Below are 22,450 nucleotides of genomic sequence, written 5' to 3' on the forward strand. Positions count from 1 at the left end.
GATCAGCTCGAGACCATCGCGATCGCTGTTCGCAGTCCGCGCCGCTTACCCGTCTGCGGATCGACGCCGAACACTTCCTTGATTCCGCCTCGGATGCGGAACTTCAACTCCGAGTGCGTCTCCGGAGCGTCGTCCTGGGAAGCCGAGAGAAACCTGTTGGGCAGCGACAACTTCCAGATGGTGCGCAGAGTCAATCCGTACTGCTTCCACAGCGGCCCGGTCGTGTACGGGAGGTCGTACTTGTCACACAGGTCGCGCAACGGCACCGCGATTTCCGAGTACCGATTGCTCGGCAGATCCGGGAAGCAGTGATGCTCGATCTGGTAGCAGAGGTTGCCGCTCATGAAGGCCATGACGGGACCGGCATGAAAGTTGGCAGAGCCCAGCATCTGTCGTAGGTACCACTGAGCGCGCGATTCGTTCTCGAATTCCTCGAGCGTGAACTTCTCGGCACCGTCGGGAAAGTGCCCGCAGAAGATGACGGCGTAACTCCAGTAGTTTCGGATGAGGTTCGCAACGACGTTCGCCGTCAACGTGGTCTTCCACGCGGGGCCGGTCAGGGCGGGGAACAGGATGTAATCCTTCGCCACCTGACGCGCGATCTTCTTACCGACGTCCTTGGCCATCTCCGATTTCTCGGACCACTTCACCTCACCCTTGCGGAGTTTGTCCGTTTCGAGGTGATGCAGTGCCACTCCCCACTCGAAGAGGGTCGCGAGCACAAAATTCGTGATCGGTTGAAAGAGGTAGTCGGCGTGCCACTTTTGATCGCGCGTGACGCGCATGATTCCGTAGCCCACGTCGTTGTCCAGTCCGACGATGTTGGTGAACTTGTGATGGGTGAAGTTGTGCGAGTGCTTCCATCCCGAGGACGGGCAGGTGTTGTCCCACTCCCAGTTGCTCGAGTGAATCTCGGGATCGTTCATCCAGTCCCACTGGCCGTGGATGATGTTGTGGCCGAGTTCCATGTTCTCGATGATCTTGCCGACCCCCAGGAGCGCAGTCCCCAGAATCCAGGCAGGCTTCTTCTTGCTGGCGAACAAGACGATGCGGCCGGCCACCATCAGAGAGCGCTGAAACGCGATCGTCCGCTGGATGTATCGAGCGTCGTGCGCGCCGCGCTTCTCCTCGATGTCGAGCCGAATGGCATCCAGCTCGCGCCCGAGTGCCTCGACGTCTTCCTCGGTCAGATGGGCATATTCCTTGATGTCGGTGATCGCCACAGTGTTTCTCCGTATCGGTTTTCTCCGTGCCGCAGGACTGGTCCGTCGGGCGGTACCCCTGGGAGCCGGTGCGGAAACGTCAGCCCCGATATTCATGTGCGTCTTCACGCAATCTATGCCAAAGTCGATATACGTGAGCCCCGAAAACAAGATCACCATCCGCACCGCTACCGAGAGCGACTGGCCGGCTCTCCAACTACTCGACTCGGTGGGGTTCGGTTTTCACCCGTCTCCCGCGGTCAGCGAACTGACGAAGGCGCTCTACAAGCCCGAGGACATCATCCTCGCCGTCGACGGTGACCTACCCGTCGGCGTGGCCATCGAAATCGACATGGAATTCACCGTGCCCGGCGGACGCCAACTCCCCACGCGCGGAATCACCTGGGTATCCGTCGCCCCGACTCACCGTCGACGTGGTGTCCTACGCTCGATGTTCACTGCACTTCACGCCCACATCGAGTCGACCGGAGCACCACTTGCGGCCCTGACGGCCAGCGAGGCCGGCATCTACAACCGCTTCGGATACGGCCCGGCCACCTTCAGCGAAGGCATCACCCTCGATCGCCGCTTCGCGCGATTCCGCCCCGAGGTGCCCGACAACGGTGGCGTGTCCATCGTCGACATCAAAGCTGCCTCGACGCTTCTTCCCGAGATCTACGACCGCTGGCGGCTGCAGACACCCGGCGCTCAGGTCCGTCCGCAACCACTCTGGGACCACATGTTCGCCGACCCGTCGGAGGATCGTGACGGCGCCTCCGGACTGTTCTTTCTGACACACGCGGACGGATACATCGCTTACCGGCACACGAGCGAGGGCCGCGACAGCATCGCCCGGATCGACGAGTTCGTGACGATCACCGAAGATGCGCACGCGGCGCTGTGGCGCACGATCTGCGGCCTCGACCTCGTCACCCGGATCGAGACACGCCAGCATCCTGCCGATCCTCTCCGGCTGATGCTGACGGACTACCGTCTTGCCCGGACGACGACGCGCTCCGATCGACTGTGGCTGCGCATCATGGACGTTCCCGCGGCTCTCGAGGCTCGTGAATATGCTGCTGACCTGGACACAGTCGTCAAGGTCGAAGATCCGTTCCTGAAGGCCGGCGGAACCTTCGCACTTCAGGTCAAGGGCGGCAAGGCCACCTGTACGGCCACTGACGCGGTGCCTGCGATCACGATGCCCTCTGATGTCCTGAGCAGCTTGTACCTGGGCGAGCACCAGGCCAAGACCTTCGCGGCGGCGCACCGACTCCACGCGTCCGATCCGCAGGAGATCCTGAATTTCGACTTCGCTTTCAACGCGCAGAAGCCCGCAATTCTCGGGTACGGATTCTGATGATCTTGCCGACACGGGCATCGACGATTTGTGCCCTCGGTCGTATTCAGGGTTAGCCTCGAACAATGGCGTTTGTCGAAAAGATGGTCAATAGGCTTCCTGAGCGGGTTCTCGTGCGCGTCCTGCCGCACGCAGAAATGCTCAAGTTCCTGGTGGTCGGCGGCATCGCCTTCATCGTCACCACGGTGCTGTTCTTCGGCATCAAGTGGACGGTTCTGCCTCAGCACCCGGTGACGGCCAACATCCTTGCGGTCCTGATCGCGACGGTTCTGTCCTACGTCCTCAACCGCGAATGGTCGTTTGCGCAGCGCGGTGGTCGACAGCGCCATCACGAGGCCGCTCTGTTCTTCATCGTCGCGGGTATCGGTTTGGCCATCAACCAGGTACCACTCTGGACCTCCCGGTACGTGTTCCATCTGCGTCAACCCGAGGTGTCGGTGTTGATGGAAAACTTCGCGGACTTCATCAGCGGATCGATCATCGGGACCCTGCTGGCGACGGCCTTCCGCTGGTGGGCCATGCGTCGGTACGTCTTCCCCGAAGAAGCCACCGACAGCCAGGTCGTTCTCGACATCGAAGCGACTCCCGGCACCAAGACGCCGACAACCGACGCCACCGCCCTCGACTGACTCCCGGATCGACGCACCCGATCGCTCGCGCTTCGATCAGAGTTCGTCGATTGCGATCAACCCGTCCTGCAGCGCCCGCGCAAGCAGTGCCATCTTTGTCGGCGCGATGCTCCTGAACGGGCTGGCCCATCCCTGATCATCATCGGCGACAAGCACTCCAGCCTGCAGTTTTCCCGCTCTGCACAACACGGTCACGACACAGTGATCACTGGTGCGTAGCCTCCGATTTCCAATTGGATTCGGAGGACCCATGGCTACTTGCAAAACTCGAGTTCTTGCGCTGTCGGCGGCAGGACTCATGCTCGTACTCGGCGCATGCAGCAAGGCCGAGTCGGCGAAAACGCCGACCGACCTCGACGTGACATCAGCGTCCGCCGGACACTACTCACTGGTCTGGGAACACGGCGGCTCGGAAAAGGTGCGTGTATTCGCCGCCACCGACCCGAAAAACCCAGCCGCAGAAGGAAAGGAAATTGGCACGGTCGACGGCTTCTCCACTGAGGTCGACGGCCTCGACCCACTGTCACGCTGGTACTTCGAGGTCATAGACGAGGACGGCACTTCCACCATCGCGTCAACCCGCCACGTGACGCTGCAGGGCGCAGCCAACGTGCGTGATGTCGGCGGATACGAGACAGCCGACGGCCGATCAGTCAAGTGGGGCCTGGTTTTTCGTGGCGACCGCTTGAGCGATCTGACTGCTGACGATCAACAAACGATCGAGAACGCAGGCATCCGGACCGTTGTCGATTTCCGAGGTGACAGCGAGATCGCCAAGGACGGAGCAGACAAGGTTCCCGCGAACGTGAAAGTGGTCAACACGGCAGTCCTGGATGCCGGCACTCAGGCTCTTGCCACAGCGATTACGAGTGCCCTGAAATCTGGTGACCCTGCAATCGTGGAGCAGGTGCTCGGGGGCGGTGAAGCCGTCCGGATCAGCGACACCGGCGCCGTCGACCAACTGTCCAAGCCTGACGGAATGGCTGGGTATTCCCAAGCCCTACGGACCATCGCCGATTCCGAGTCCGCAGTCGCGTACCACTGCACGGCAGGCAAAGACCGCACTGGACTGATGACAGCTCTACTTCTCGGCATTCTGGGTGTTCCTGACAAGACCATCGTCGACGACTTCGTCCTGTCGAACACCTACAACAAAGCCAAGAACGAACAGACCTACACGTTTCTGTCTTCGAAAGGAATCGATGTCGATCTGTTGAAACCGTTGATGGAGCAGCGTCCCAGCCAGATTCAGCCAGTACTCGACAAGATTCGCGACCAGTTCGGTGGGTGGGAGAAGTTTTCGCAGGACGTGCTGAAACTTGACGCCGACACTATCGCAAAGCTCCGGAGCAAATTGCTGACCAAGCAATAACTGATCGACGTTCCGACAGCAATGACCGGCAGCCGCTCCGATGGCTGCCGGTCACGCCCGCACTCCTAGTTACTCAGCCCCAGCCGCTTCGAGCATTCGGCCATTTCGTCGATGATCAGTTCCAGCGACGTGCCACGACGACTGGCGGACAGCACGATTCGATCGGCTCCCAACCCGCGTGCCCACTCGAGTTTCGCTTCGTCGAGCCTGGGCAGTGTCGCACCGAGTACCAGCGAGACGTCGGCAGGATCTCGATCTGCCTTCACCGCAGCAGCTTTCATCGCTGCTACGGCCTTGTCGAGATCTTCACCGGCCAGTCCCAGCGGCTGGAAACCGTCACCCAATCGGCCTGCTCGCCGAGCAGCAGCGAGACTGTGTCCACCGATGTAGAGCGGAACTCCGGATTCGCGGTGCGGCTTCGGCCAGCTGTATGCACCCTTGAACGAGAAGTAATCGCCGTCGAAATCGACCGCTTCCTTGCCCGCCCAGAGTGAACGCATCACCGCGATGGCCTCATCGGCTACCTTGCCGCGGCGCTCGAAGTCACCGCCGCACGCCTCGATCTCTTCCTTCATCCACCCCAGGCCGAGGCAGATGCGCAATCGCCCACCGGAAAGGCGATCGAGCGTCGCCAATCGTTTGGCGAGCACTACCGGATTGTGATTGGGCAGTACCAGAACTCCAGTGGACAAGCCCAAAGTGGTTGTGGCACCCGCCACGAACGAAAGCAGTTCGAGCGGATCCGGGATGTCGCAGTCATCGGGAAGATGCGATTTTCCGGTCGGAGAATAGGGGTACTCGCTCTCGGTGTCGGCGATGACCACCGAGTGCTCCACTGCCGAGATCTCGTCGAAACCCAGCGACTCGGCCGCACGGGCGAATTGCAGAATCCAATCAGGGTCTCCGCTTCGACCCAGTTCGACCGGAACGACCACGCCGAGCTTCATACCGTTTCCTCCAGTGTCGCCATCAATTTCGGACCATCCACGACGCGACCGAGGTACCGGTCCGCATCGGGATCTGTTGCAAGCCACACCGCCGCTGCAGCGGGTACGGATGCCGGTGTGGCCGCAAATCCGGCGTCCACGATTGCGTCCGCGCCACCACGGGCTTTCCCTGATTCCGTGATGACAAATCCCGGACTCAGGTTGAACGCTTTGATTCCGGCGTCTCGGTACTCGGAGTTGATCGCTCCGGCAATACGTCCGAACGACGCCTTCGACGCGGCGTACGACAGACCCCAACCACCCTCGCCGGGAGGCGCAGGCGGATCCATGGTCGCCGAGCCCGATGCCAGATTGACCACTACGCCGTTGCCGCTCTTGATCATCGACGGGAGTATCACCTGGACCAGAGCGAGTTGGTGCAGATAATTCCCGATCGCCATCGCCTGAGCGTCGTCGATCTCGATGTCGAGCACCCGGTCCATGTTTCCGACCGTCTGCGCATAGGCGTTGTTCACCAGCACGTCGACGCGTCCCCACTCGGCCAGCACCCGTTCACCGGCGCCGCGGACGGATGCCAGATCGAGCAGGTTCATCGGAACGGCCAATGCGCGCACACCGAAGGACTCGATCTCGGCAACCGTCGTCTCCAGGCTGCCGGGCACCGGAATCACTTGCTCGCCTTGCCTCGTTCGCGGGGCTGCCCGCCCCTCTCCTTCACCAACGGTGCGAGCAGTGATTGCAACGTCGAATCCGGCGCGCGCGAATGCCAGCGCGCACTCTCGGCCGATCCCCCGGGAAGCGCCGGTCACCAGCGCAACTTCACTCACAGGAACCGCGTGCGGCCGTGCGTCTCGAACTCCTTCTCCAGGTTCACCACGTCAGCTTCGGTCATCAACGTGTATTCGGGAGTGCCTCGGCCCACCCAGTGGAACACTGGTTCGTCGGTCCGCCAGCGATCGGCTTGAAGTTCACGTTTGAGTACCTTGTTGGAGCCCGTGACGGGCAGGTCGGTCGAAACGCGAACAAATCGTGGCGCTGCCTTGGTACCCAGATCCGCCTGCGCGGCAAGGTAGTCGGCGAACTCGACCGGATCGAAATCGGCGAGATCGGCGACCTCGATCGCAGCCATGACCTGATCACCCGAACGCGGATCCGGTACCGCGAAGACACCCGTGGCAATCACTTTGGGGTGCCGACGCAGGATGTGCTCGATCATCAAAGCCGAGGTGTTCTCACCGTCGACGCGGATCCAGTCGCCCTTGCGTCCCGCGAAATAGATGAAGCCGGCCTCGTCGACGTAGCCGAGATCGCCTGTCCAGTACCAACCGTGGCGAATCTTCTCGGCGATCGCGTCTTCGTTCTTGTAGTACCCCTCGAACTTCTTCGATCCGGCCTTGTCGACCATCTCGCCGATGGATTCGTCGGGGTTCAGCACGTGACCGTGCTCGTCGAGAATTGCGCGGGGTCGCTCTTCGCGCGTATCGGGATCGACGATGACGATGTTCTCGCTCGCGGGACGGCCCAGCGCTCCGGCAGGTTGGTTCGGATCGAGCACTACTGAACCGGCACCTTCACTCGAACCGTATCCCTCGAAAAGTTGTGCACCGAAACGACGGATGAACTCTGCCTTGTCCCCCGGCGACGCCTCGGTCCCGAAGCCGTGGGTGAGGGTGTTCTCGATGTCGTCGGGCAGTTCCGGCGTCGCCATGAGATACCCCAAGGCCTTACCGACGTAGGTGAAATACGTTGCGCCGTAGAACCGAATGTCCGGCATGAATCCCGAGGCCGTGAACTTACGAACGAGGCAGACCGTAGCTCCCTGCGAAAGGGCCGGCGCCCACAGAGCCATCAACGCGTTGCCGTGGAAGAGCGGCATGCAGCAGTAGCAGACGTCGTCGCGGTCGATGTCGTACTTGGCGCAGTTCGCGTAGGCCAACCGCGTCAGACGCCCCTGGCTGCACCGCACTGCCTTGGACATTCCGGTGGTGCCCGAGGTGAAGAGAAGCAAGAACAGCGTCGACGCGTCGACACCGAGGTCGATCTGAGGCGACTCGACGTGATGTGCTGCAATCCTGTCCGGGTACGACGCGTCGTCGACCAGGACGAAACGATCTTCGGTCAGCCCGAGGTCCAGGCCGGCAAGCTTCTCGTAGCCTGCTTTGTCGGTGACGATCAGCTGGCAGTCGACGTACCGGACCTCAGCCTCGAGTTCAGCTCCACGCCTGGTCGGATTGATGCCGACGATCGTGGCCCCGGTCAGGGCCGCGCCGCCGAGCCAGAACAGGAACTCCGGATCGTTCTCGAGAAGAACTCCGATGTGAAACGGTCCGGGCGCGCGAAGCGACTTCGCCAGCGAGCCGCGCGCTGCGCTCTCGCGCACCACCTCGTCCCAGCTCCAGTCCTGCGTCCGCGTCCGCAGACCCAGGTGCTGATCACCGAGACGGTCGATCAACATCTGCGCGACGTCCTCGCGCTGAGGAGCTGCAAGAGCTGCATTCGAAGATGCTTCGGTGGCGGTGTTCGTCATCGTGTCCTGTGTCCTAGTCGATATCGGAATGTCGATTACTCCAACTGCGATACGACTCGAACGTATCGACGCCTCAGAGCCGGAACCGTCCCAGTCTCGCTCAGTGGTAACCGCCGCCACAGATATGATTTTCTCGTGAGATTTTGTGACGTGAAAAGCGCCACAATACGAAAGGCCATTCCATGACTGCCCCCGCAGATCCGCAGTTGCTTCTGGACCAGGCGGTCTCACGCCTCACCGGTCCAGGTGGGCCATTCGAGATCGTCGAAGAAGAGGTTCTCGGCACCGTCATGCCTGTGATGAAGAACCGCGGTCACGCCATCGGTGAACTCATCTCGGCATCTCGCGCCTGGGGCGACGGCGACTATCTCGTCACCAGCGATCGTCGAATCTCGTTCACCGAGCATGCCGATTCCGTTGCCGCGCTGGCAACTGCTCTGCGGGACAAGTACGGAGTCCGCAAGGGCGACCGTGTGGGCATCCTCGCTGCCAACACTCCCGAATGGGTCATGACGTTCTTCGCGACGCAGGCGCTCGGCGCGATCGCTGTCGGACTCAACGGTTGGTGGGTTCCACGCGAGGTCACCCACGGGATCGAGCTCTCACGTCCGAAGGTTCTGGTCGTGGATGCCAAGCGCGGCGCCGCCCTCCCCGAACTGCCGGCAGACATCACGGTCCTCACCATGGAAGAGGATCTGCCCGCGCTCATCGCGGAGTATGCAGGCTCCGACGTGCCGAGCACCGACATCGACGAGGACGACCCCGCCGTCATCCTGTTCACCAGTGGTACCAGCGGCCGCCCCAAGGGCGCACTCCATTCGCACCGCAACGTGATGGCCGTCGTCGACTACCACAAGTACAGCGACGCGATCGGCGCCGCATTCACCGGCCGTGAGTACGACGCTTCCAAGCCGAGCCCACTGCGTTATCTACTCACCTCCCCGCTCTTCCACATCGCCAGCCTTCACAATCTGGTGGTTCCCCGTCTCGCGACGGGCAGTGCCGTCATCCTGACCGAGGGCGGATTCGACGTCGACAAGGTGCTCGGGTTGGTCGAACGCGAGCGTGTCACCAACTGGGGTGCTGTCCCCACGATGGCATCGCGGCTACTCGAGCACGGCAACATCGCCAAGTACGACGTCTCTTCGCTGACTGCATTCTCGCTGGCATCCGCGCCGTCGTCGCCCGCGTTCAAAGAACGCCTCAAGGAGCAGGTGCCGTTCGCACGCAATGCTCTGGTCGACAGCTACGGCCTCACCGAATGCAGCACCGCCATTGCGGTCGCCGTCGGCGCCGAACTCGAAGAGTTCCCAGGCACTCTCGGGCGTCCGATCATCACCGTCTCGATGGAGATTCGCGATCCCTTCGGCGAATGGCTGCCGGACGGCATCGAAGGTGAAGTGTGCGTACGCAGCCCCTTCGTCATGCTCGGATACTGGGAGAACGACGAGGCGACCGAGTCGGCAATTGCCCCCGGACGCTGGCTCCGCACCGGCGATTTCGGCGTCATCGAGAACGGGCGTCTCCGTCTCACCGGTCGCCGTTCCGACCTGATCCTGCGCGGCGGCGAGAACGTCTACCCCACCGAGATCGAGCAGACGCTCGACGAACACCCCGACGTGATCGAGTGCGCTGTCATCGGCATGCCGCACCCCGACCTCGGCCAGGAAGTGTCCGCCGTGGTCGTCCTGCGTCCCGGAGCCGCCACAACGGAGGCGGAGCTGCGTGATTACGCCGCCGAGCGACTGTCCTACTTCAAGGTGCCGTCGAAGTGGCGCATCACCAGCGATCTGTTGCCTCGCAATGCAACCGGCAAGATGGTTCGGCGCGAGATCACCGTATGACTACGGAGCTGTCACGGATCGTCGCCGAGTCGGCGATCCGTGACCTGCTCTGCGAGTACACGCATCTGATCGATCAGGGCCGATTGCGTGAAGTCGCTGCATTGTTCGCCTCGTCCGACTACGGGCAGTGCGGGCCGGACGGGGTTGCCATCACGCTCATTTCGTCCGACGCCGACGCAGTGTTCGCAGCCTGCAGCGGCTTTATTCGAATGTACGGTGATCCGCCGGTTCCACGAACCAAACATCTGCTGACCAACACGCGAATCGCAGTCGACGGTGAATCAGCGACGGCACTCTCGTACGTCACGGTCATCCAAGGTACCGAAGATCTTGCCCTGCAACCTATTCTGGCGGGGCGCTACTTCGATCGCTTCACCTGCGTCGACGGGTCGTGGCAGTTCAGCTCGAGACTCTTCTGTCTGGACAACATGGGCGAGATGTCCGCGCATGCCAAGCGGGCACTGTAGAGGAACGACGACTGTGGAAATCGGCGTCAACATCTTGGGCCTCGAGGCCCTGTTCGACGGCAAGATTCGCCCGGTTCTGGACTTCGCCGCGCGTGCTGACCGTGCCGGGATCGATCTGATCTGCACCGGCGATCATCTCGGGTTCAATGCCGAAGCACACGCTCAGCGGGTAGCCGAACACAACTTCTTGTTCCCGTTGGATCACCCTTGGTACGAACCGATTTCACTTCTTTCCTCGATCGCCGCAGTGACCGAACGCGCTCGCCTCGGAGTATCGGTTCTGATCGCCACTGTTCGCCCAGCCGCCCTGCTTGCCAAACAGGTTGCAACTCTCGACTCATTGTCCGAAGGTCGAGCCGTCATGGGTTTCGGCGTCGGTTGGCAAGAAGCCGAATACACCGCTACCAACATGCCTTTCGACGCGCGATTCGGGCGCATGGAGGAGGCTGTCGCAGCGTGTCGCGAACTGTGGACCAATGCTCCGGCCACCTTCAAGGGACGCGACTTCGCCTTCGAGAACTACCACAGCCTCCCGCTGTCGATCCAAAATCGCGTACCGGTGCTCTTCGGTTTCGGACCAAGCCGGCGGAACTTCGACCGCATAGCACGCGTCGCCGACGGTTGGACCGTGAACCCGACCGACCTGGGAACGTTCACCGACAGTGTCACATTGCTGCGCAACACGTTCGAAGCCCACGACCGCGAGCCGGATACCGCACGTGTGCAAGTGTCTGCGGCGCCGGTTCGGCGCGACAATCGGTCCGTCGACCTCTCGGCAACCGCTGACAAGGTCCTGGACTGGTCCGACCGCGGCGCGTCTGCCGTGGTGCTTCGGCCTGCCGTATTCGATTGCGCTGCCGAAGAACTACCGGAATTACTCGACTGGATGACCAGCATCAAGGAGGCATGACATGGACCGGGCACTGCAGGATCTCATCGACAAGCAGGCAATTCGTGAGGTGGTTCTGACGTACTGCCGCGGCATCGATCGCCTCGACTTCGATCTCGTCCGCAGCGCCTACCACCCGGACGCGATCGACCATCACACCGGATTCGACGGCACCATCGACGAGTACATCGCCTGGGCCACAACAAAACTCTCCGCGATCGGCGGCACGATGCACCACATCGGCAACCACCTGGTCGAACTGCACGGCGACCACGCGATCAGCGAGGCGTATTCGATGTCCACACACTGGGGCGGGCCCGAAGACATCGGAATGATCAACTTCACCAGTGGTGCGCGGTTCATCGACCACATGGAGCGGCGCGACGGCCGTTGGGCGATCAAGGAGAGATGGGCCGTACGCGAGTGGACTCGCTCGGACGAGGGCCGCTTCGTCAACCCCGAAGGGCCTGGTCCGCGTGGGCGTCGAGATGCCTCGGATCCGCTCACCGCACTACGACTAACCCTTGAGATGCACTGAAATTCAGGAAACCGACTATTCCGACTGATTCAAGAATTCGACGCCATTCGAACGCATATTCGAATAAGATCGATGCATGGTCAACCCCACGATAGAGCTCTTCGGTATCTCAGCACAGCTGACCGGTACCGAAACTGATTGTGCGCTGGTTGATCTCATGACCGATCTGCATGCATGCGAGGCGATGCTGGTCGAACGCAAGCTCGCTGTGATTGCCGAGTTCTTTTCGCGGCGAAGCTCGGAGCATGTCGCCAGTGGTGCGTGGTCGTCGACCGCACACGAGTTGGCGGAGTCGGAAGTCGGTGCGTCACTGACGATGGGTCGCGCGGCTGCCGGCAAGCTGATCGGGTTGGGGTTCTCGTTAAGGACTCGTCTGCATCGCACTCGAGCGGCGATGGCGCGTGGCGAGTTGGATCTGTACCGAGTTGGTTTGATCGATTCCGCGACCGCGAACGTGAAAGACGAATTGATCGACGAGGTGGAACGACTACTGCTCGAGCAGGTTCTCGCCCCACCAGCAGCAGGCGGAACGGGCTTGACGGGAAGACGACTGACAGCGGCGATCGATCGGATCGTGGCGATGGTGGACCCGGAAGGTATGCGAGAACGCCGACGCCGTGCTCTCACCGATCGCTTCGTCGGGGTCAGCGCTGCCGAGGACGGGATGGCAAAGATCTTGGGAAGCGTTCCGGCAGAGCAGGCTCGGGCATTCAACGGCCGACTACGCGAGTTGGCAGTGTCGGTATGCCGAAACGACTCTCGAACGTACGAGCAGCGACGAGCCGACGCGCTCTTCGAGTTGACCAACGGATCACAATTCTTGCCGTGCAACTGTGGCCGAGCTGATTGCCCGCAGGATCGTAGCGGTGGTGTTGTCGTTCGTCGGCCCGTGGTTCACGTCGTGATGACTGATTCCACTCTGCACGGTGGCGGCGAGCCCGCCCACCTCGACGGGTACGGGGTGATCAGCGCTGAGCATGCTCGCGATATCGCCCGTGACGCCGTAATTCGAAACGTCCGAGCACCTGCTGATGACGTCGCAGAGCCGGTGCCTGCTTCGGCGCGCGTCTACCGACCGGGCGCCGTTCTCGATACCTGGTTACGGATCATCGCGGGCAGCTGCCAATGGCTGCATTGTGATGTCCCGGCCTGGAATTCCGATCTGGACCACAATGAACCGTTCCATCACGGCGACCCCGAATGCGGCGGTAAAACGATCGCGTCGAATATGAGTGCGTTCTGCCGCAACCATCATCGCCTCAAGCATTCCGACCGGTGGCGGTTCGCGTCGAACGAGGATCGGACCATGTCGCTGACGTCGCCGACCGGGCATTGTTACCGAACGCGACCCGCAGGACTGATGGCTGGATCGCACGAACCGACACCGCCCCAGGGCGGTCGAAATCGGCGGACCCAGGCGGAGAACAAAGCTGCCCGTATCCAGAGTGAACGCAATCGCCAGCGCCGACGGATACAGAAACGAGCAGAGGAGCACGTTCAATACAAGCGGCGGAAATCACCGCGAGCCCGCCGAGAACCCATCGACTACGGGGACGACCCGCCACCGTTCTGAGATACCGAGCGGTGTCGAGGCGCGCCGACGGGTCGCTGGGTCAGTCTGACGTCGGCTTGGTGCCGTCTTCTGGTGCCGGATCGTCGTCGGCAAGCGGATCTATGGTGTCGACACCTTCGAGGACGGTCAGCTCTTCTTCCGCCTCGGCGAGGAGCCCTTTGGCTTCAGCTTCGACCTTCTTCACCCAATCGGACATCCCGAGCCTTTTCTCTTCCGAAGCGAGTTCCCGCTGTAACTGAACTCAGACTACGTCGCCGGCGACGAATTTCGCCGTCCCCTCGGGTCAGTACTCATGACCGAGTAATCATGATTCACGACGGACGGAGCACGCATGCCCGGACAGTTGGAAGGCAAAACCGCACTGATCACCGGGGCCGCCCGAGGTCAGGGCAGGAGCCACGCCGTGCGATTGGCGCAGGAGGGCGCGAACATCATTGCGCTCGACATCTGCCGTCAGATCGAATCGGTGGCCTACCCGATGGGAACCGCCGACGATTTGCGGCAGACAACAGCAGCGGTCGAGAACCTGGGACGAAGTATCGTCGCGCGAGAAGTGGATGTTCGCGATCTGTCCGCACTGCGAACTGCGGTATCCGAAGGAATTGCGGAGCTGGGCAGCGTCGACATCGTCCTGGCCAACGCCGGTATCGGCATGATGTCCCCGGATATCGACGATGCTCGCGCCTTCCGCGACCAGATGGAGGTCAACCTATTCGGCGTCTGGAATACCGTCCAGGCCGCAGTGCCCGCGATGATCGAACAAGGTACAGGTGGCGCAATAGTCCTTACCGGATCAACTCTGGGACTTGTCGGTCGTGGAGGTGACGGCACCGGCGGATCCGACGGCTACTGCGCGAGTAAACACGCCATCGTGGGGCTTGGGCGCACGTGGTCGCACTGGCTTGCTCCCCACAATATTCGTGTCAACTCCGTGCACCCGACTGGCGCGAATACACCGATGGTCGTCAACGATGCGGTCGCGAAGCTGTTTGCGGACTCCCCGACATCGAGCGGAGCCGACGTGGGCAACCTCTTGAATGTCGAGTTGATCGAAGCTGCCGACGTCAGCAACGCGATAGCCTGGCTGGTTTCGGATCAGGCTCGATACGTCACAGGTATCGCGTTGCCGGTCGACGCCGGGTTCACGGCCAAATAGATGCCGGATACACCGGCCGAGTCGCCGTCGATCAGTCGACGGTCGGCGCCCACTGCACGCCGTTGATGTGCCCACCACCGTCGACGAAGAGGGTGTTGCCGGTGACGTAACGGCTGTCGTCACTTGCCAGGAAGGCCGCAACGGGGCCGATGTCGTCGAGGGGATCGCCGATCCGCCCCATCGGGTTCTGTGCGGCCATCACTGCCACGTTCTCCGGATTGGCTTCGGCGACACGCTTATACGCCGCACTCTGCGCACCGGGACAGATGACGTTGCAGTTCACCTGCTTGGGAGCCCACTCGCGGGCAGCAGTGCGAGTCAGGGTTCGCAATGCTTCCTTCGCCGCGTTGTACTGCACCGAGTACATGTGAGCATTCACGCCGTTGAGGCTGCACATGTTGATCACGCGGCCCGTGCCGTGTCGCTCCAGTTCCGGCAGGGCAGCCTGCATCGCCCAGAATGCCGCCATCACTGCCATGTCGAAACCGCCGCGCAATTGCTCGTCGGTCATCTTCTCGAGCCGAGCGAAACCGAAAGTCCGCCAAGCATTGTTGACCAGGATGTCGAGGCGTCCGAACCGCTCGACGGACTTGTCGACCATGGCAACAACCTGAGCTTTGTCAGTGACGTCGGTCCGGACGAATTCCGCCTCCGCGCCCCATTCGTCCCGCAACCACTGGGTGGTTTCGAGGCCCGCTGCCTCGTCGATCTCGGCAACCAACACCGACGCGCCTTCACGCGCGAACGCGCCCGCCACTCCGCGCCCGATGCCCATACCGGCACCGGTGACCACTGCTACACGTCCGTCGAGCTTGCCCACTGGGCCCTCCTTCGTCAGAACCCCTGTGCGCCTTTTTGGTAGTTCCCACTACCAAAAAGGCGCACGGGGGCGAAGCCCCTACCTGGGGCGCGGCACGGTCTTGTCGATGAACAGTCCCTCTACCGACACACACAATTCGCCGTCCGCAGTTTTGATCTCACCGACGGTGTGAATCTTGCGGCCGTCCTTGGACAGGAATTTGCCGCTGATCGTGAGGGGCTCGAACAGCGGAGTCGGGCGATGGTACCGAGTGCTCAATTGTGCTGTCATGCCGGAAGTTCCACCCCAGGCGTTCGCGACGCCGAGAACGTGATCGAGCAGCAGCGCCGAAACACCGCCGTGCACATGGCCGGGAGGGCCCTGGTACGGCAGCGTCAACGTGACCACTCCCTGCACCGACCCGTCAGCGAGCCCTTCCAGTACGAGCGGCGGCGCAATGGCGTTCTCGGGGCCGGTCACGGGGTCGTGACGAGTCACGCCCTCACCGTTCCACATGTCGATCAACCGCTCGGCCACCTCGGGTGAGTGCTGTTCGAGATGCTCTGCAATGCTGTTGAGCTCCTCCGCAACCCGGTCCAAATTGGCGTTTCCGCGGTCGGTGCGCAGCATCGCGTCGACAACGCGACGCGCTGCTGCCGTGGCCCGGTCGACCGGGGCGTCCTGCGGCGGCGACGTCAGAATCGTGCCGCCCGGATGTGTCGCTGCTGTGGGGTGCGAACCGAGGTCCATCAGTTGATCTCCATTGTTGCGTGCGTGAGAACCGGGGAGTTCTCGCGTTCGGGGCACGTCGCCGCCAACGTCAGTGTGTTGCCGTCCTGCCATACCGAGGTGGTGATGGATTCGCCGGGGAAGAGCGAACCGGCAAACCGCACCGAGTAGTTCTTCACCCGCGTCGGATCTCCGTCGAGAATCCCGTCTACCACGGCCTTGCAGACGATGCCGTACGACGCGAGGCCGTGCAGAATCGGTGCATCGAAGCCCGCCATCTTCGCGAAGGAGGGATCAGCGTGCAGCGGGTTCATGTCTCCACTGAGTCGGTACACCAGCGCCTGTGAGGGACTCGTGCTCGACGTCAGTACCTTGTCGGGCGCTCGATCAGGCACCCCGGCAACAACTTCGGGTCCGGCGTTGCCGCCGAATCCACCTTCGCCGCGCGCCCAGATCTGCATTCCGGTGGTCCATAACGGATTCCCGTCCAGGTCCTCGGCCGCCGTCTCGAGAACGATCACAGCTGCCTTACCCTTGTCCCAGACATCGGCGACCCGAGAGGAAATACGGGCAGCACCCGTCGACGGGATGGGCGCGTGAAGTGCCAGCGACTGCCCACCGTGCAGGATCTTTCGCAGATCGATGTCGATTCCCGGCATACTCATCGACGGTGCGGGCAGTACACCCGCCGAAACTCCCTGGCCTGCAACCATTGCAAACGTCGGGAGTACCTTCAGCCCCTTTTCGTACACCCAGGTCAGTTCGGCGGGATCGAGAGCATTCACCCCTCCCCCGAGTCCCAATTGGTAGAGCATGACGTCGCGATCGGTCCACGACGCCTCGCGCACAGTCGGTTCGGCGGCCAACGCCACCTCGAGATCGATAGCCATCAGTTCTCCAAAGTTCCGGCTCGGTAGACCGTCACGACGCACGCGCCGCCCAGTCCGAGGTTGTGTTGCAAGCCAATACGAGCGCCTTCGACCTGCCGCGCATCCGCGGTCCCCCGGAGCTGCCACGTGAGTTCGGCGCACTGCGCCAAGCCCGTCGCGCCCAGCGGGTGTCCCTTCGAGATCAAACCACCCGACGGGTTGACGACCCACTGGCCGCCGTACGTGGTCGCGCCGGATTCGACGAGCTTTCCGCCTTCTCCGACCGCGCACATCCCCAGGCCCTCGTAGGTGATGATCTCGTTGATCGCGAAGCAGTCGTGCAGTTCGATGACGTCGACGTCATCGATGGTGATCCCGGCCTGCGCGAAGACCTGCTCTGCCGCAGCTGCCGTCATCGGCGCGCCGACCACGTCGATCATCGACTTCTCGGCGAACGCTGCCTCGGTGTCAGTGGTCAACGCCTGTGCGACGATTTCGATCGCCCGGTCTTCGAGGCCGTGCTCACGCACGAACTTCTCGCTCACGACGATCGCGGCTCCGGCGCCGTCCGAGGTCGGCGAGCACTGCGAACGTGTCAGCGGCTCGTGAATCATCTTGTCGCCGAGTACCTGTTCGAGGGTGTACTCGTCACGGAACTGTGCGTACGGATTGTTCACCGAATGCTTGTGATTCTTGACCGCCACCGCTGCGATCTGCTCGACCGTGGTGCCGTACTTCTTCATGTGCTCGACGGCAGCGTTACCGAACAGCTGAGCTGTCATCGGCGATCGGGCGAACCCGTAATCCTCGACCATGATCTTCAGCTGAGAGTCCAAGGTCGTGACCTTGGGCATCTCACCGTTACCGGTCAACGCCGTTTTGGTCATCTTCTCGAAGCCGACGGCCAAGGCGCACTCGGCTTGTCCGGCCTGGACCCACTCGCGCGCCATCATCAGCGCCGTCGAGCCGGTCGCGCAGTTGTTGTTGACGTTGAAGATCGGAATGCCGGTCAGACCGGTCTCGTAGAGAGCTCGCTGTCCTGCTGTCGACGCGTTGAACACGTAACCGACCGCAGCACGCTGAATCTGGCCGTAGCCGATCCCGGCATCGGTCAGGGCATTCGAGACGGCTTCGGTCACCATGTCCGGGTATTCCCAGTCGCGGGTCTCGATCTTCTCGAACTTGGTCATGCCGACGCCGATGACGAAGGTGCGATTGCTCATGTGCAGGTCACTTTCCCGGTTCAGGGTCGCGAGGCAGACCCAGGATTCGCTCACCGATGATGTTGAGCTGAACATTGGTTGTACCACCCGCGATGGACATGCACTGCGAGTTCAAGAACATCTGGGTTGCAGACATCCGATGCTGTTCGCCCAGAAGTGAACTCGGTCCGGCCCACTCCATTGCCACGTCCCAGACCTGCTGGATGTGCTCGACACCGATCAGCTTCGCCACCGAGGATTCGGCACCCGGCTGCGCGCCGGTGAGCGAGCGCAGCGTGGTGCGCAGACCGAGCAGACCACCGGATTGCGCGTCGCACAGCACCTTTCCGAGCACGGTCAGCTGCTCGTCGTCGATGCCACCGGGCAGTCCGTCGACCAGGCTCAGAAGAGCCTCGCCACCCGATCCGAGCGACGAGTCGTTGGACAGCGAGACACGCTCGTTGGCCAGCGTGGTGCGAGCGAGCTTCCAGCCGTCGCCTGGCTCGCCGACCAGGCACTCGTCGGGAACGAAGACGTCGTCGAAGAAGACTTCGTTGAACAGTGCTTCACCGGTGATCTCGCGCAGCGGACGAATGTCGAGACCACTGTTCTTGATGTCGATGAGGAAGTAGGACAGGCCCTTGTGCTTGGGTGCGTCGGCGTCGGTGCGCGCGAGGCAGATTCCCCAGTGCGCGTCGCGTGCCATCGACGTCCACACCTTCTGGCCCTGCAACTTCCAGCCACCGTCGACCTTGGTGGCCTTTGTACTCAGCGCGGCGAGGTCGGAACCTGCGCCGGGCTCGGAGAAGAGCTGACACCAGACGATGTCCCCGCGCAGTGACGGCGGGACGAACTTGGCGAGCTGCTCTTCGTTGCCGTGCGCGATGAGCGTCGGGATGACCCAGTTGCCGATGATCATGTCGTGCGGCTTGATCTTCGCAGCGCGCAGTTCTTCGGCGATGACCAGCTGGCTGACGGCGTCGGCGGACTTGCCCCACGGAGCCGTGAAGTGCGGTGCGGTGTAGCCCTTTTCCGCGAGGTACGTCTTCTGCGCGGCACCTTCGAGTTCGAGCGCAGGACCGAGCTCGGCGCGAACGTCGGCGCGGACCGCCTCGGCCTCGGGCGGCAACTCGATGCTGAGCACGCGACGGGTGCCGGCAATGGTCAGCTCGGCAACGCGACGACACCAGGATGCCGTGGAACCCAGCAGAATTCGCAGGGACTGCGCGCGGCGCAGGTACAGGTGCGCGTCGTGCTCCCACGTGTAGCCGATTCCGCCGAGCACCTGGATGCAGTCACGCGTGACGGAGAAGCCAGCCTCGAGGGCCGTGGCTCCGGCGACGGCTGCTGCGAGAGAAGCCTCTTCGGCACCGACGCCGTTGGCGGGAGTCAGCGCACGCGCAGCGTCCCAAGCGCAGACGCGTGCCTGTTCGGCAAGCGCGAGCATACGTGCAGCCTTGTGCTTGACACCCTGGAACTGGCCGATCGGGCGACCGAACTGCTGACGCACCTTCGCGTAGTCGGCCGACGTCGTGACTGCCCAGTCGGCCAAGCCTGATGCCTCGGCCGCGAACAGTGTTGCGGCAATGTCCAGTACACGCTGGGTATCGATGGCGAGGATCTCGGAATCGGTGAGCACCAAACCGTCGACGGTGACCTCGGAGTTACGACGCACGACGTCGTAGCTGGCCAAGTCCGTGACCTCGAGGCGGTCACGTCCGAGCAGAACGAATCCGCTGTCCGTCGCGAGGAGGAACAGGTCAGCGACATGGCCGCCGAGAATAAGGCTGGACGTTCCGCTGAGGGTGGTGTTGTCGCCGTCGCGGGTGATCTTCAGCGAACCCGGCTGTAGTGCAACAGCTCCGAGCGTGCTGCCATCCACGAGCGTCGGCAGTCTGTCCGTTTCTCCGGCATCGCTGAGAACAGCGCTGACCACTACCGTCGGCAGGAACGGTCCGGGAACCATCGAGCGTCCAAGTTCCTCGACGACGATGGCGAGTTCGACCAATCCGTATCCTGCGCCGCCGAATTCCTCGGCTACGTGTAGTCCGAGAAGCCCCTGCTCGGCAAGCCCGTTCCAGAGTTGGGGGCGAGTTTCGACCTTCGCCTCGACGGCTTCACGGACGACGGTGGGTGTTGCGTGACGCGCCGCCCAGCCCCGTACGGAGTCGCGGAGGTCACGATCTTCTTCACTCAATCCAATAGTCATGTCTACCTCGTCAATTCGACAGTGTCAGTACGGGTCAGATGCGTTCGATAATGGTGGCGGTCGAGAGAGCGCCACCGGCGCACATCGTGACCAGAGCCGTCGACTTGTTCGAGCGCTCGAGTTCGTGCAGCGCAGTGGTGATCAGACGAGCGCCCGTGGAACCGACGGGATGCCCGAGCGCGATCGCACCACCGTTGACGTTGACCTTGGACAAGTCTGCGCCGTGAACCTGCGCCCAGGAGAGCACGACCGAGGCAAAGGCTTCGTTGATTTCGACGAGATCGATGTCGTCCAAGGTCATTTTGGCCTTGTCGAGCACCATCTGGGTGGACTCGATCGGCCCGTCCAGGTGATAGAAGGGATCGGATCCGACCATGCCGGACGCGACGATCCGCGCGCGGGGCTTCAATCCCAGTTCCTGTGCGCGCTCTTCGCTCATCAGCAGTACCGCAGCCGCGCCATCACTGATCTGCGACGAGTTGCCGGCGGTGTGGATATGGCCTTCGATGACCGGCTTGAGCCCAGCCAGCGCTTCTGCCGTCGTCTCACGCAGTCCCCCGTCGCGAGTGACAGTGGCGATCTCACCGGTAGGCACGCCTTCCTTGTCCACCACGGGAGCCTTGACGGGCACGATCTCGCGGTCGAAGCGTCCTTCTGCCCAAGCCTGAGCTGCGCGGCGCTGCGATTCCAGACCGAACGCGTCGACGTCGGCGCGCGTGATCCCACGCTTCTCGGCAATTCGCTGCGCGGAGGTGAACTGGTCACCCATGTCGATGGTCCAGTCGTCCGGGTACGGGTTTCCCGTTCCCGGTGCGTTTGCCTGACCCAGGAACACACGGCTCATAGCCTCGACGCCGCAGCCGATACCGGCCGAGATCTGACCAGACGAAATCAGGCCGGAAATCAAATGCACTGCCTGCTGGGCGGATCCACAGGCGCAGTCGATAGTGGTTGCCGCGGTGCTGTACGGCAATCCGGCGTGCAGCCACGCCTGCCGCGTGACGTTGTTGGACTGCTCACCTGCCTGGGTGACACAGCCGCCGACGATCTGTCCGATGTCTTCCGGTGCGACGCCTGCCCGTTCGAGAACGCCGAGCTGCGCTGCTCCCAGAATCTCGGCGGGGTGCAGTCCCGCCAGGGCGCCGCGACGACGGCCGATCGGTGTCCGAGCGGCCTCGACGATGACTGCATGACCCATGATGTTCGCTCCTTCGTGGAGTTTTCGGTCGGTGAGCTGGCTCACCGTCTAATTTTCTGTAATTTATTCTATTAACGATGTCAGGGCAATGTCCGGATTGACATCAACTCTCAACTGATGCGGATTCAAAAATAGAATTGATTTCAATTTTGCGAACATGACGAACCCTCCCCAGAGAGGGGCGAAGTCACGTCAGTGCCGTGAGAGATTCACCAGAAGCAGGTCGCATCCCTTGCGGATGTCGTACTCCGCATCGGGGATGGAGATTCGACCGTTGAGGCACGATTGGATGACCCCGAACCACAGCTGCATCAGCAGACGCAACCCGGTGTTGTCTTCCTCGGTGGGGTTCTCGATCCCGGCCGCATCGAGAATGATCTGCCGGAAGCCGCGATCGATCTTTCCCACGTCCGGCACCGTCGCGACGTTGGCGGTACTGGACGACTGCAGCATCGCAGTCGAGAGAGCCGGCCGACGCAGTAACCCGCGAGTCGCGCGAACCAATACCTCGTACACCGCATCCTGCGGATTGTCCGACTGAACCTGATGCCTGACAAAGCTGGCACCGATCTGGTCGATCTGCTCGACCATCACAGCGACGAAGAGGTGCGTCTTCGAGGGGAAATAGCGATAAAGAGTGCCGATGGCCACGCCCGCCCGCTTGGCGACCTCGTGCATCTGTACCCGTGAGAGTTCCTTCTCGGTCCCCAATTCGGCCGCCGCTTCCAGCATCCGCACATGGCGCGCCCGCTGCTCGTCCGAACTGGGCTCTGCAGCGTCCCTGACCTCGGCAATTCTCGGCAACGTCGCCCCCATCATCGATTCTGTGTCCCGGTCGCGAACGATTTCGCCAATTCTCTCATCTCGACCACCCATCTCGGCATATTGCCCGCTCAGTGGGACCTGGCATGGCCTTCTCTCCCCGTGCGGTATTCCGTGG

22 protein-coding genes are annotated in these 22,450 nt (G+C 62.2%); 9 read left to right on the forward strand and 13 right to left on the reverse strand.

The window, feature by feature from the left end:
* Nucleotides 1-2 precede the first annotated feature (2 nt).
* On the reverse strand, nt 3-1,223 hold the full coding sequence (locus tag ACVZUB_RS25030; protein WP_007732653.1) for a fatty acid desaturase family protein: 1,221 nt from the start codon (nt 1,221-1,223) through the stop codon (nt 3-5).
* A gap of 133 nt (nt 1,224-1,356) precedes the next feature.
* Between ACVZUB_RS25030 and ACVZUB_RS25035 the strand changes: the two genes are divergently transcribed.
* Nucleotides 1,357-2,562, forward strand: coding sequence for an enhanced intracellular survival protein Eis (locus ACVZUB_RS25035; protein WP_030536997.1), 1,206 nt, complete (start codon nt 1,357-1,359; stop codon nt 2,560-2,562).
* 65 nt (nt 2,563-2,627) lie between these two features.
* Nucleotides 2,628-3,191 (forward strand): GtrA family protein, encoded by a 564-nt coding sequence (locus ACVZUB_RS25040; RefSeq protein ID WP_003939753.1) that lies wholly within the window; start codon nt 2,628-2,630, stop codon nt 3,189-3,191.
* Between the two features lie 36 nt (nt 3,192-3,227).
* Here ACVZUB_RS25040 and ACVZUB_RS25045 read toward each other — a convergent pair whose 3' ends face one another.
* Complete coding sequence (locus ACVZUB_RS25045) at nt 3,228-3,386, reverse strand: hypothetical protein (protein WP_223304510.1); 159 nt, start codon at nt 3,384-3,386, stop codon at nt 3,228-3,230.
* A 55-nt stretch (nt 3,387-3,441) separates the two neighbouring features.
* Between ACVZUB_RS25045 and ACVZUB_RS25050 the strand changes: the two genes are divergently transcribed.
* Nucleotides 3,442-4,563 (forward strand): tyrosine-protein phosphatase, encoded by a 1,122-nt coding sequence (locus ACVZUB_RS25050; RefSeq protein WP_082239179.1) that lies wholly within the window; start codon nt 3,442-3,444, stop codon nt 4,561-4,563.
* Nucleotides 4,564-4,628: 65 nt separating this feature from the next.
* On the opposite strand, the gene ACVZUB_RS25055 is transcribed toward ACVZUB_RS25050, so the two are convergent.
* Genes ACVZUB_RS25055 through casI form a run of 3 tightly spaced genes read right to left on the reverse strand, consistent with a single transcriptional unit; the run spans nt 4,629 to nt 7,965 of the window.
* A complete protein-coding gene (locus ACVZUB_RS25055) occupies nt 4,629-5,510 on the reverse strand; it encodes an LLM class F420-dependent oxidoreductase (protein ID WP_030536995.1) in 882 nt (293 codons plus the stop codon).
* On the reverse strand, nt 5,507-6,337 hold the full coding sequence (locus ACVZUB_RS25060) for an SDR family NAD(P)-dependent oxidoreductase (protein WP_482627856.1): 831 nt from the start codon (nt 6,335-6,337) through the stop codon (nt 5,507-5,509). The genes ACVZUB_RS25055 and ACVZUB_RS25060 overlap by 4 nt, the downstream gene beginning before the upstream one ends.
* Nucleotides 6,334-7,965, reverse strand: coding sequence for a steroid-22-oyl-CoA synthetase (gene casI / locus ACVZUB_RS25065; RefSeq protein WP_482628551.1), 1,632 nt, complete (start codon nt 7,963-7,965; stop codon nt 6,334-6,336). The genes ACVZUB_RS25060 and casI overlap by 4 nt, the downstream gene beginning before the upstream one ends.
* A gap of 254 nt (nt 7,966-8,219) precedes the next feature.
* Between casI and casG the strand changes: the two genes are divergently transcribed.
* From casG to ACVZUB_RS25090, 5 genes are all read left to right on the forward strand, one after another.
* Nucleotides 8,220-9,881, forward strand: a complete 1,662-nt coding sequence (casG, locus tag ACVZUB_RS25070) for a steroid-24-oyl-CoA synthetase (RefSeq protein ID WP_007732670.1) — start codon at nt 8,220-8,222, stop codon at nt 9,879-9,881.
* Entirely contained in the window at nt 9,878-10,348 is a 471-nt protein-coding gene (locus ACVZUB_RS25075; protein ID WP_054827056.1) for a nuclear transport factor 2 family protein, read from the forward strand. Before casG ends, ACVZUB_RS25075 begins: the two co-directional genes overlap by 4 nt.
* A gap of 13 nt (nt 10,349-10,361) precedes the next feature.
* Complete coding sequence (locus ACVZUB_RS25080) at nt 10,362-11,258, forward strand: TIGR03619 family F420-dependent LLM class oxidoreductase (RefSeq protein WP_482627857.1); 897 nt, start codon at nt 10,362-10,364, stop codon at nt 11,256-11,258.
* Between the two features lies 1 nt (nt 11,259).
* Nucleotides 11,260-11,775 carry a nuclear transport factor 2 family protein gene (locus tag ACVZUB_RS25085; RefSeq protein ID WP_050656595.1) on the forward strand — a complete coding sequence of 172 codons (516 nt, stop codon included), beginning with the start codon at nt 11,260-11,262 and terminating at the stop codon, nt 11,773-11,775.
* Nucleotides 11,776-11,851: 76 nt separating this feature from the next.
* On the forward strand, nt 11,852-13,348 hold the full coding sequence (locus tag ACVZUB_RS25090) for a DUF222 domain-containing protein (protein ID WP_482627858.1): 1,497 nt from the start codon (nt 11,852-11,854) through the stop codon (nt 13,346-13,348).
* Between the two features lie 40 nt (nt 13,349-13,388).
* Here ACVZUB_RS25090 and ACVZUB_RS25095 read toward each other — a convergent pair whose 3' ends face one another.
* Nucleotides 13,389-13,544 (reverse strand): hypothetical protein, encoded by a 156-nt coding sequence (locus ACVZUB_RS25095; RefSeq protein ID WP_003940615.1) that lies wholly within the window; start codon nt 13,542-13,544, stop codon nt 13,389-13,391.
* Between the two features lie 135 nt (nt 13,545-13,679).
* Here ACVZUB_RS25095 and ACVZUB_RS25100 point away from each other — a divergent pair, with 135 nt between their 5' ends.
* Entirely contained in the window at nt 13,680-14,504 is an 825-nt protein-coding gene (locus tag ACVZUB_RS25100; protein WP_312637648.1) for a mycofactocin-coupled SDR family oxidoreductase, read from the forward strand.
* Between the two features lie 31 nt (nt 14,505-14,535).
* On the opposite strand, the gene ACVZUB_RS25105 is transcribed toward ACVZUB_RS25100, so the two are convergent.
* The 7 genes from ACVZUB_RS25105 to ACVZUB_RS25135 form a co-directional block, all read right to left on the reverse strand.
* Nucleotides 14,536-15,324, reverse strand: a complete 789-nt coding sequence (locus ACVZUB_RS25105; protein WP_007732675.1) for an SDR family NAD(P)-dependent oxidoreductase — start codon at nt 15,322-15,324, stop codon at nt 14,536-14,538.
* A 78-nt stretch (nt 15,325-15,402) separates the two neighbouring features.
* Nucleotides 15,403-16,053 (reverse strand): PaaI family thioesterase, encoded by a 651-nt coding sequence (locus tag ACVZUB_RS25110; RefSeq protein WP_003940283.1) that lies wholly within the window; start codon nt 16,051-16,053, stop codon nt 15,403-15,405.
* Nucleotides 16,053-16,922 carry a MaoC/PaaZ C-terminal domain-containing protein gene (locus ACVZUB_RS25115; RefSeq protein ID WP_482627859.1) on the reverse strand — a complete coding sequence of 290 codons (870 nt, stop codon included), beginning with the start codon at nt 16,920-16,922 and terminating at the stop codon, nt 16,053-16,055. Before ACVZUB_RS25115 ends, ACVZUB_RS25110 begins: the two co-directional genes overlap by 1 nt.
* A complete protein-coding gene (locus ACVZUB_RS25120; protein WP_003940027.1) occupies nt 16,922-18,124 on the reverse strand; it encodes a lipid-transfer protein in 1,203 nt (400 codons plus the stop codon). Before ACVZUB_RS25120 ends, ACVZUB_RS25115 begins: the two co-directional genes overlap by 1 nt.
* Nucleotides 18,125-18,131: 7 nt before the next feature.
* Nucleotides 18,132-20,312: an acyl-CoA dehydrogenase family protein gene (locus tag ACVZUB_RS25125; protein ID WP_482627860.1), complete on the reverse strand. Its 2,181-nt coding sequence runs from the start codon at nt 20,310-20,312 to the stop codon at nt 18,132-18,134.
* 34 nt (nt 20,313-20,346) lie between these two features.
* On the reverse strand, nt 20,347-21,510 hold the full coding sequence (locus ACVZUB_RS25130; RefSeq protein WP_083057065.1) for a steroid 3-ketoacyl-CoA thiolase: 1,164 nt from the start codon (nt 21,508-21,510) through the stop codon (nt 20,347-20,349).
* 192 nt (nt 21,511-21,702) lie between these two features.
* Nucleotides 21,703-22,329 carry a TetR/AcrR family transcriptional regulator gene (locus ACVZUB_RS25135; protein WP_030536987.1) on the reverse strand — a complete coding sequence of 209 codons (627 nt, stop codon included), beginning with the start codon at nt 22,327-22,329 and terminating at the stop codon, nt 21,703-21,705.
* Nucleotides 22,330-22,450: the final 121 nt, after the last annotated feature.

The sequence above is a fragment of the Rhodococcus sp. OS5 genome (genome assembly GCF_056837585.1).

Bases quoted from the DNA above. Each gene is read 5' to 3' on its own strand.
- ACVZUB_RS25040 (WP_003939753.1), top strand. From the start codon at position 2,628: ATGGCGTTTGTCGAAAAGATGGTCAATAGGCTTCCTGAGCGGGTTCTC.
- ACVZUB_RS25115 (WP_482627859.1), bottom strand. From the start codon at position 16,922: ATGGCTATCGATCTCGAGGTGGCGTTGGCCGCCGAACCGACTGTGCGC.
- casG (WP_007732670.1), top strand. From the start codon at position 8,220: ATGACTGCCCCCGCAGATCCGCAGTTGCTTCTGGACCAGGCGGTCTCA.
- ACVZUB_RS25055 (WP_030536995.1), bottom strand. From the start codon at position 5,510: ATGAAGCTCGGCGTGGTCGTTCCGGTCGAACTGGGTCGAAGCGGAGAC.
- ACVZUB_RS25125 (WP_482627860.1), bottom strand. From the start codon at position 20,312: ATGACTATTGGATTGAGTGAAGAAGATCGTGACCTCCGCGACTCCGTA.
- ACVZUB_RS25130 (WP_083057065.1), bottom strand. From the start codon at position 21,510: ATGGGTCATGCAGTCATCGTCGAGGCCGCTCGGACACCGATCGGCCGT.
- ACVZUB_RS25135 (WP_030536987.1), bottom strand. From the start codon at position 22,329: ATGATGGGGGCGACGTTGCCGAGAATTGCCGAGGTCAGGGACGCTGCA.
- ACVZUB_RS25090 (WP_482627858.1), top strand. From the start codon at position 11,852: ATGGTCAACCCCACGATAGAGCTCTTCGGTATCTCAGCACAGCTGACC.
- ACVZUB_RS25075 (WP_054827056.1), top strand. From the start codon at position 9,878: ATGACTACGGAGCTGTCACGGATCGTCGCCGAGTCGGCGATCCGTGAC.
- ACVZUB_RS25110 (WP_003940283.1), bottom strand. From the start codon at position 16,053: ATGGACCTCGGTTCGCACCCCACAGCAGCGACACATCCGGGCGGCACG.
- casI (WP_482628551.1), bottom strand. From the start codon at position 7,965: ATGTTGATCGACCGTCTCGGTGATCAGCACCTGGGTCTGCGGACGCGG.
- ACVZUB_RS25050 (WP_082239179.1), top strand. From the start codon at position 3,442: ATGGCTACTTGCAAAACTCGAGTTCTTGCGCTGTCGGCGGCAGGACTC.
- ACVZUB_RS25085 (WP_050656595.1), top strand. From the start codon at position 11,260: ATGGACCGGGCACTGCAGGATCTCATCGACAAGCAGGCAATTCGTGAG.
- ACVZUB_RS25095 (WP_003940615.1), bottom strand. From the start codon at position 13,544: ATGTCCGATTGGGTGAAGAAGGTCGAAGCTGAAGCCAAAGGGCTCCTC.
- ACVZUB_RS25100 (WP_312637648.1), top strand. From the start codon at position 13,680: ATGCCCGGACAGTTGGAAGGCAAAACCGCACTGATCACCGGGGCCGCC.
- ACVZUB_RS25120 (WP_003940027.1), bottom strand. From the start codon at position 18,124: ATGAGCAATCGCACCTTCGTCATCGGCGTCGGCATGACCAAGTTCGAG.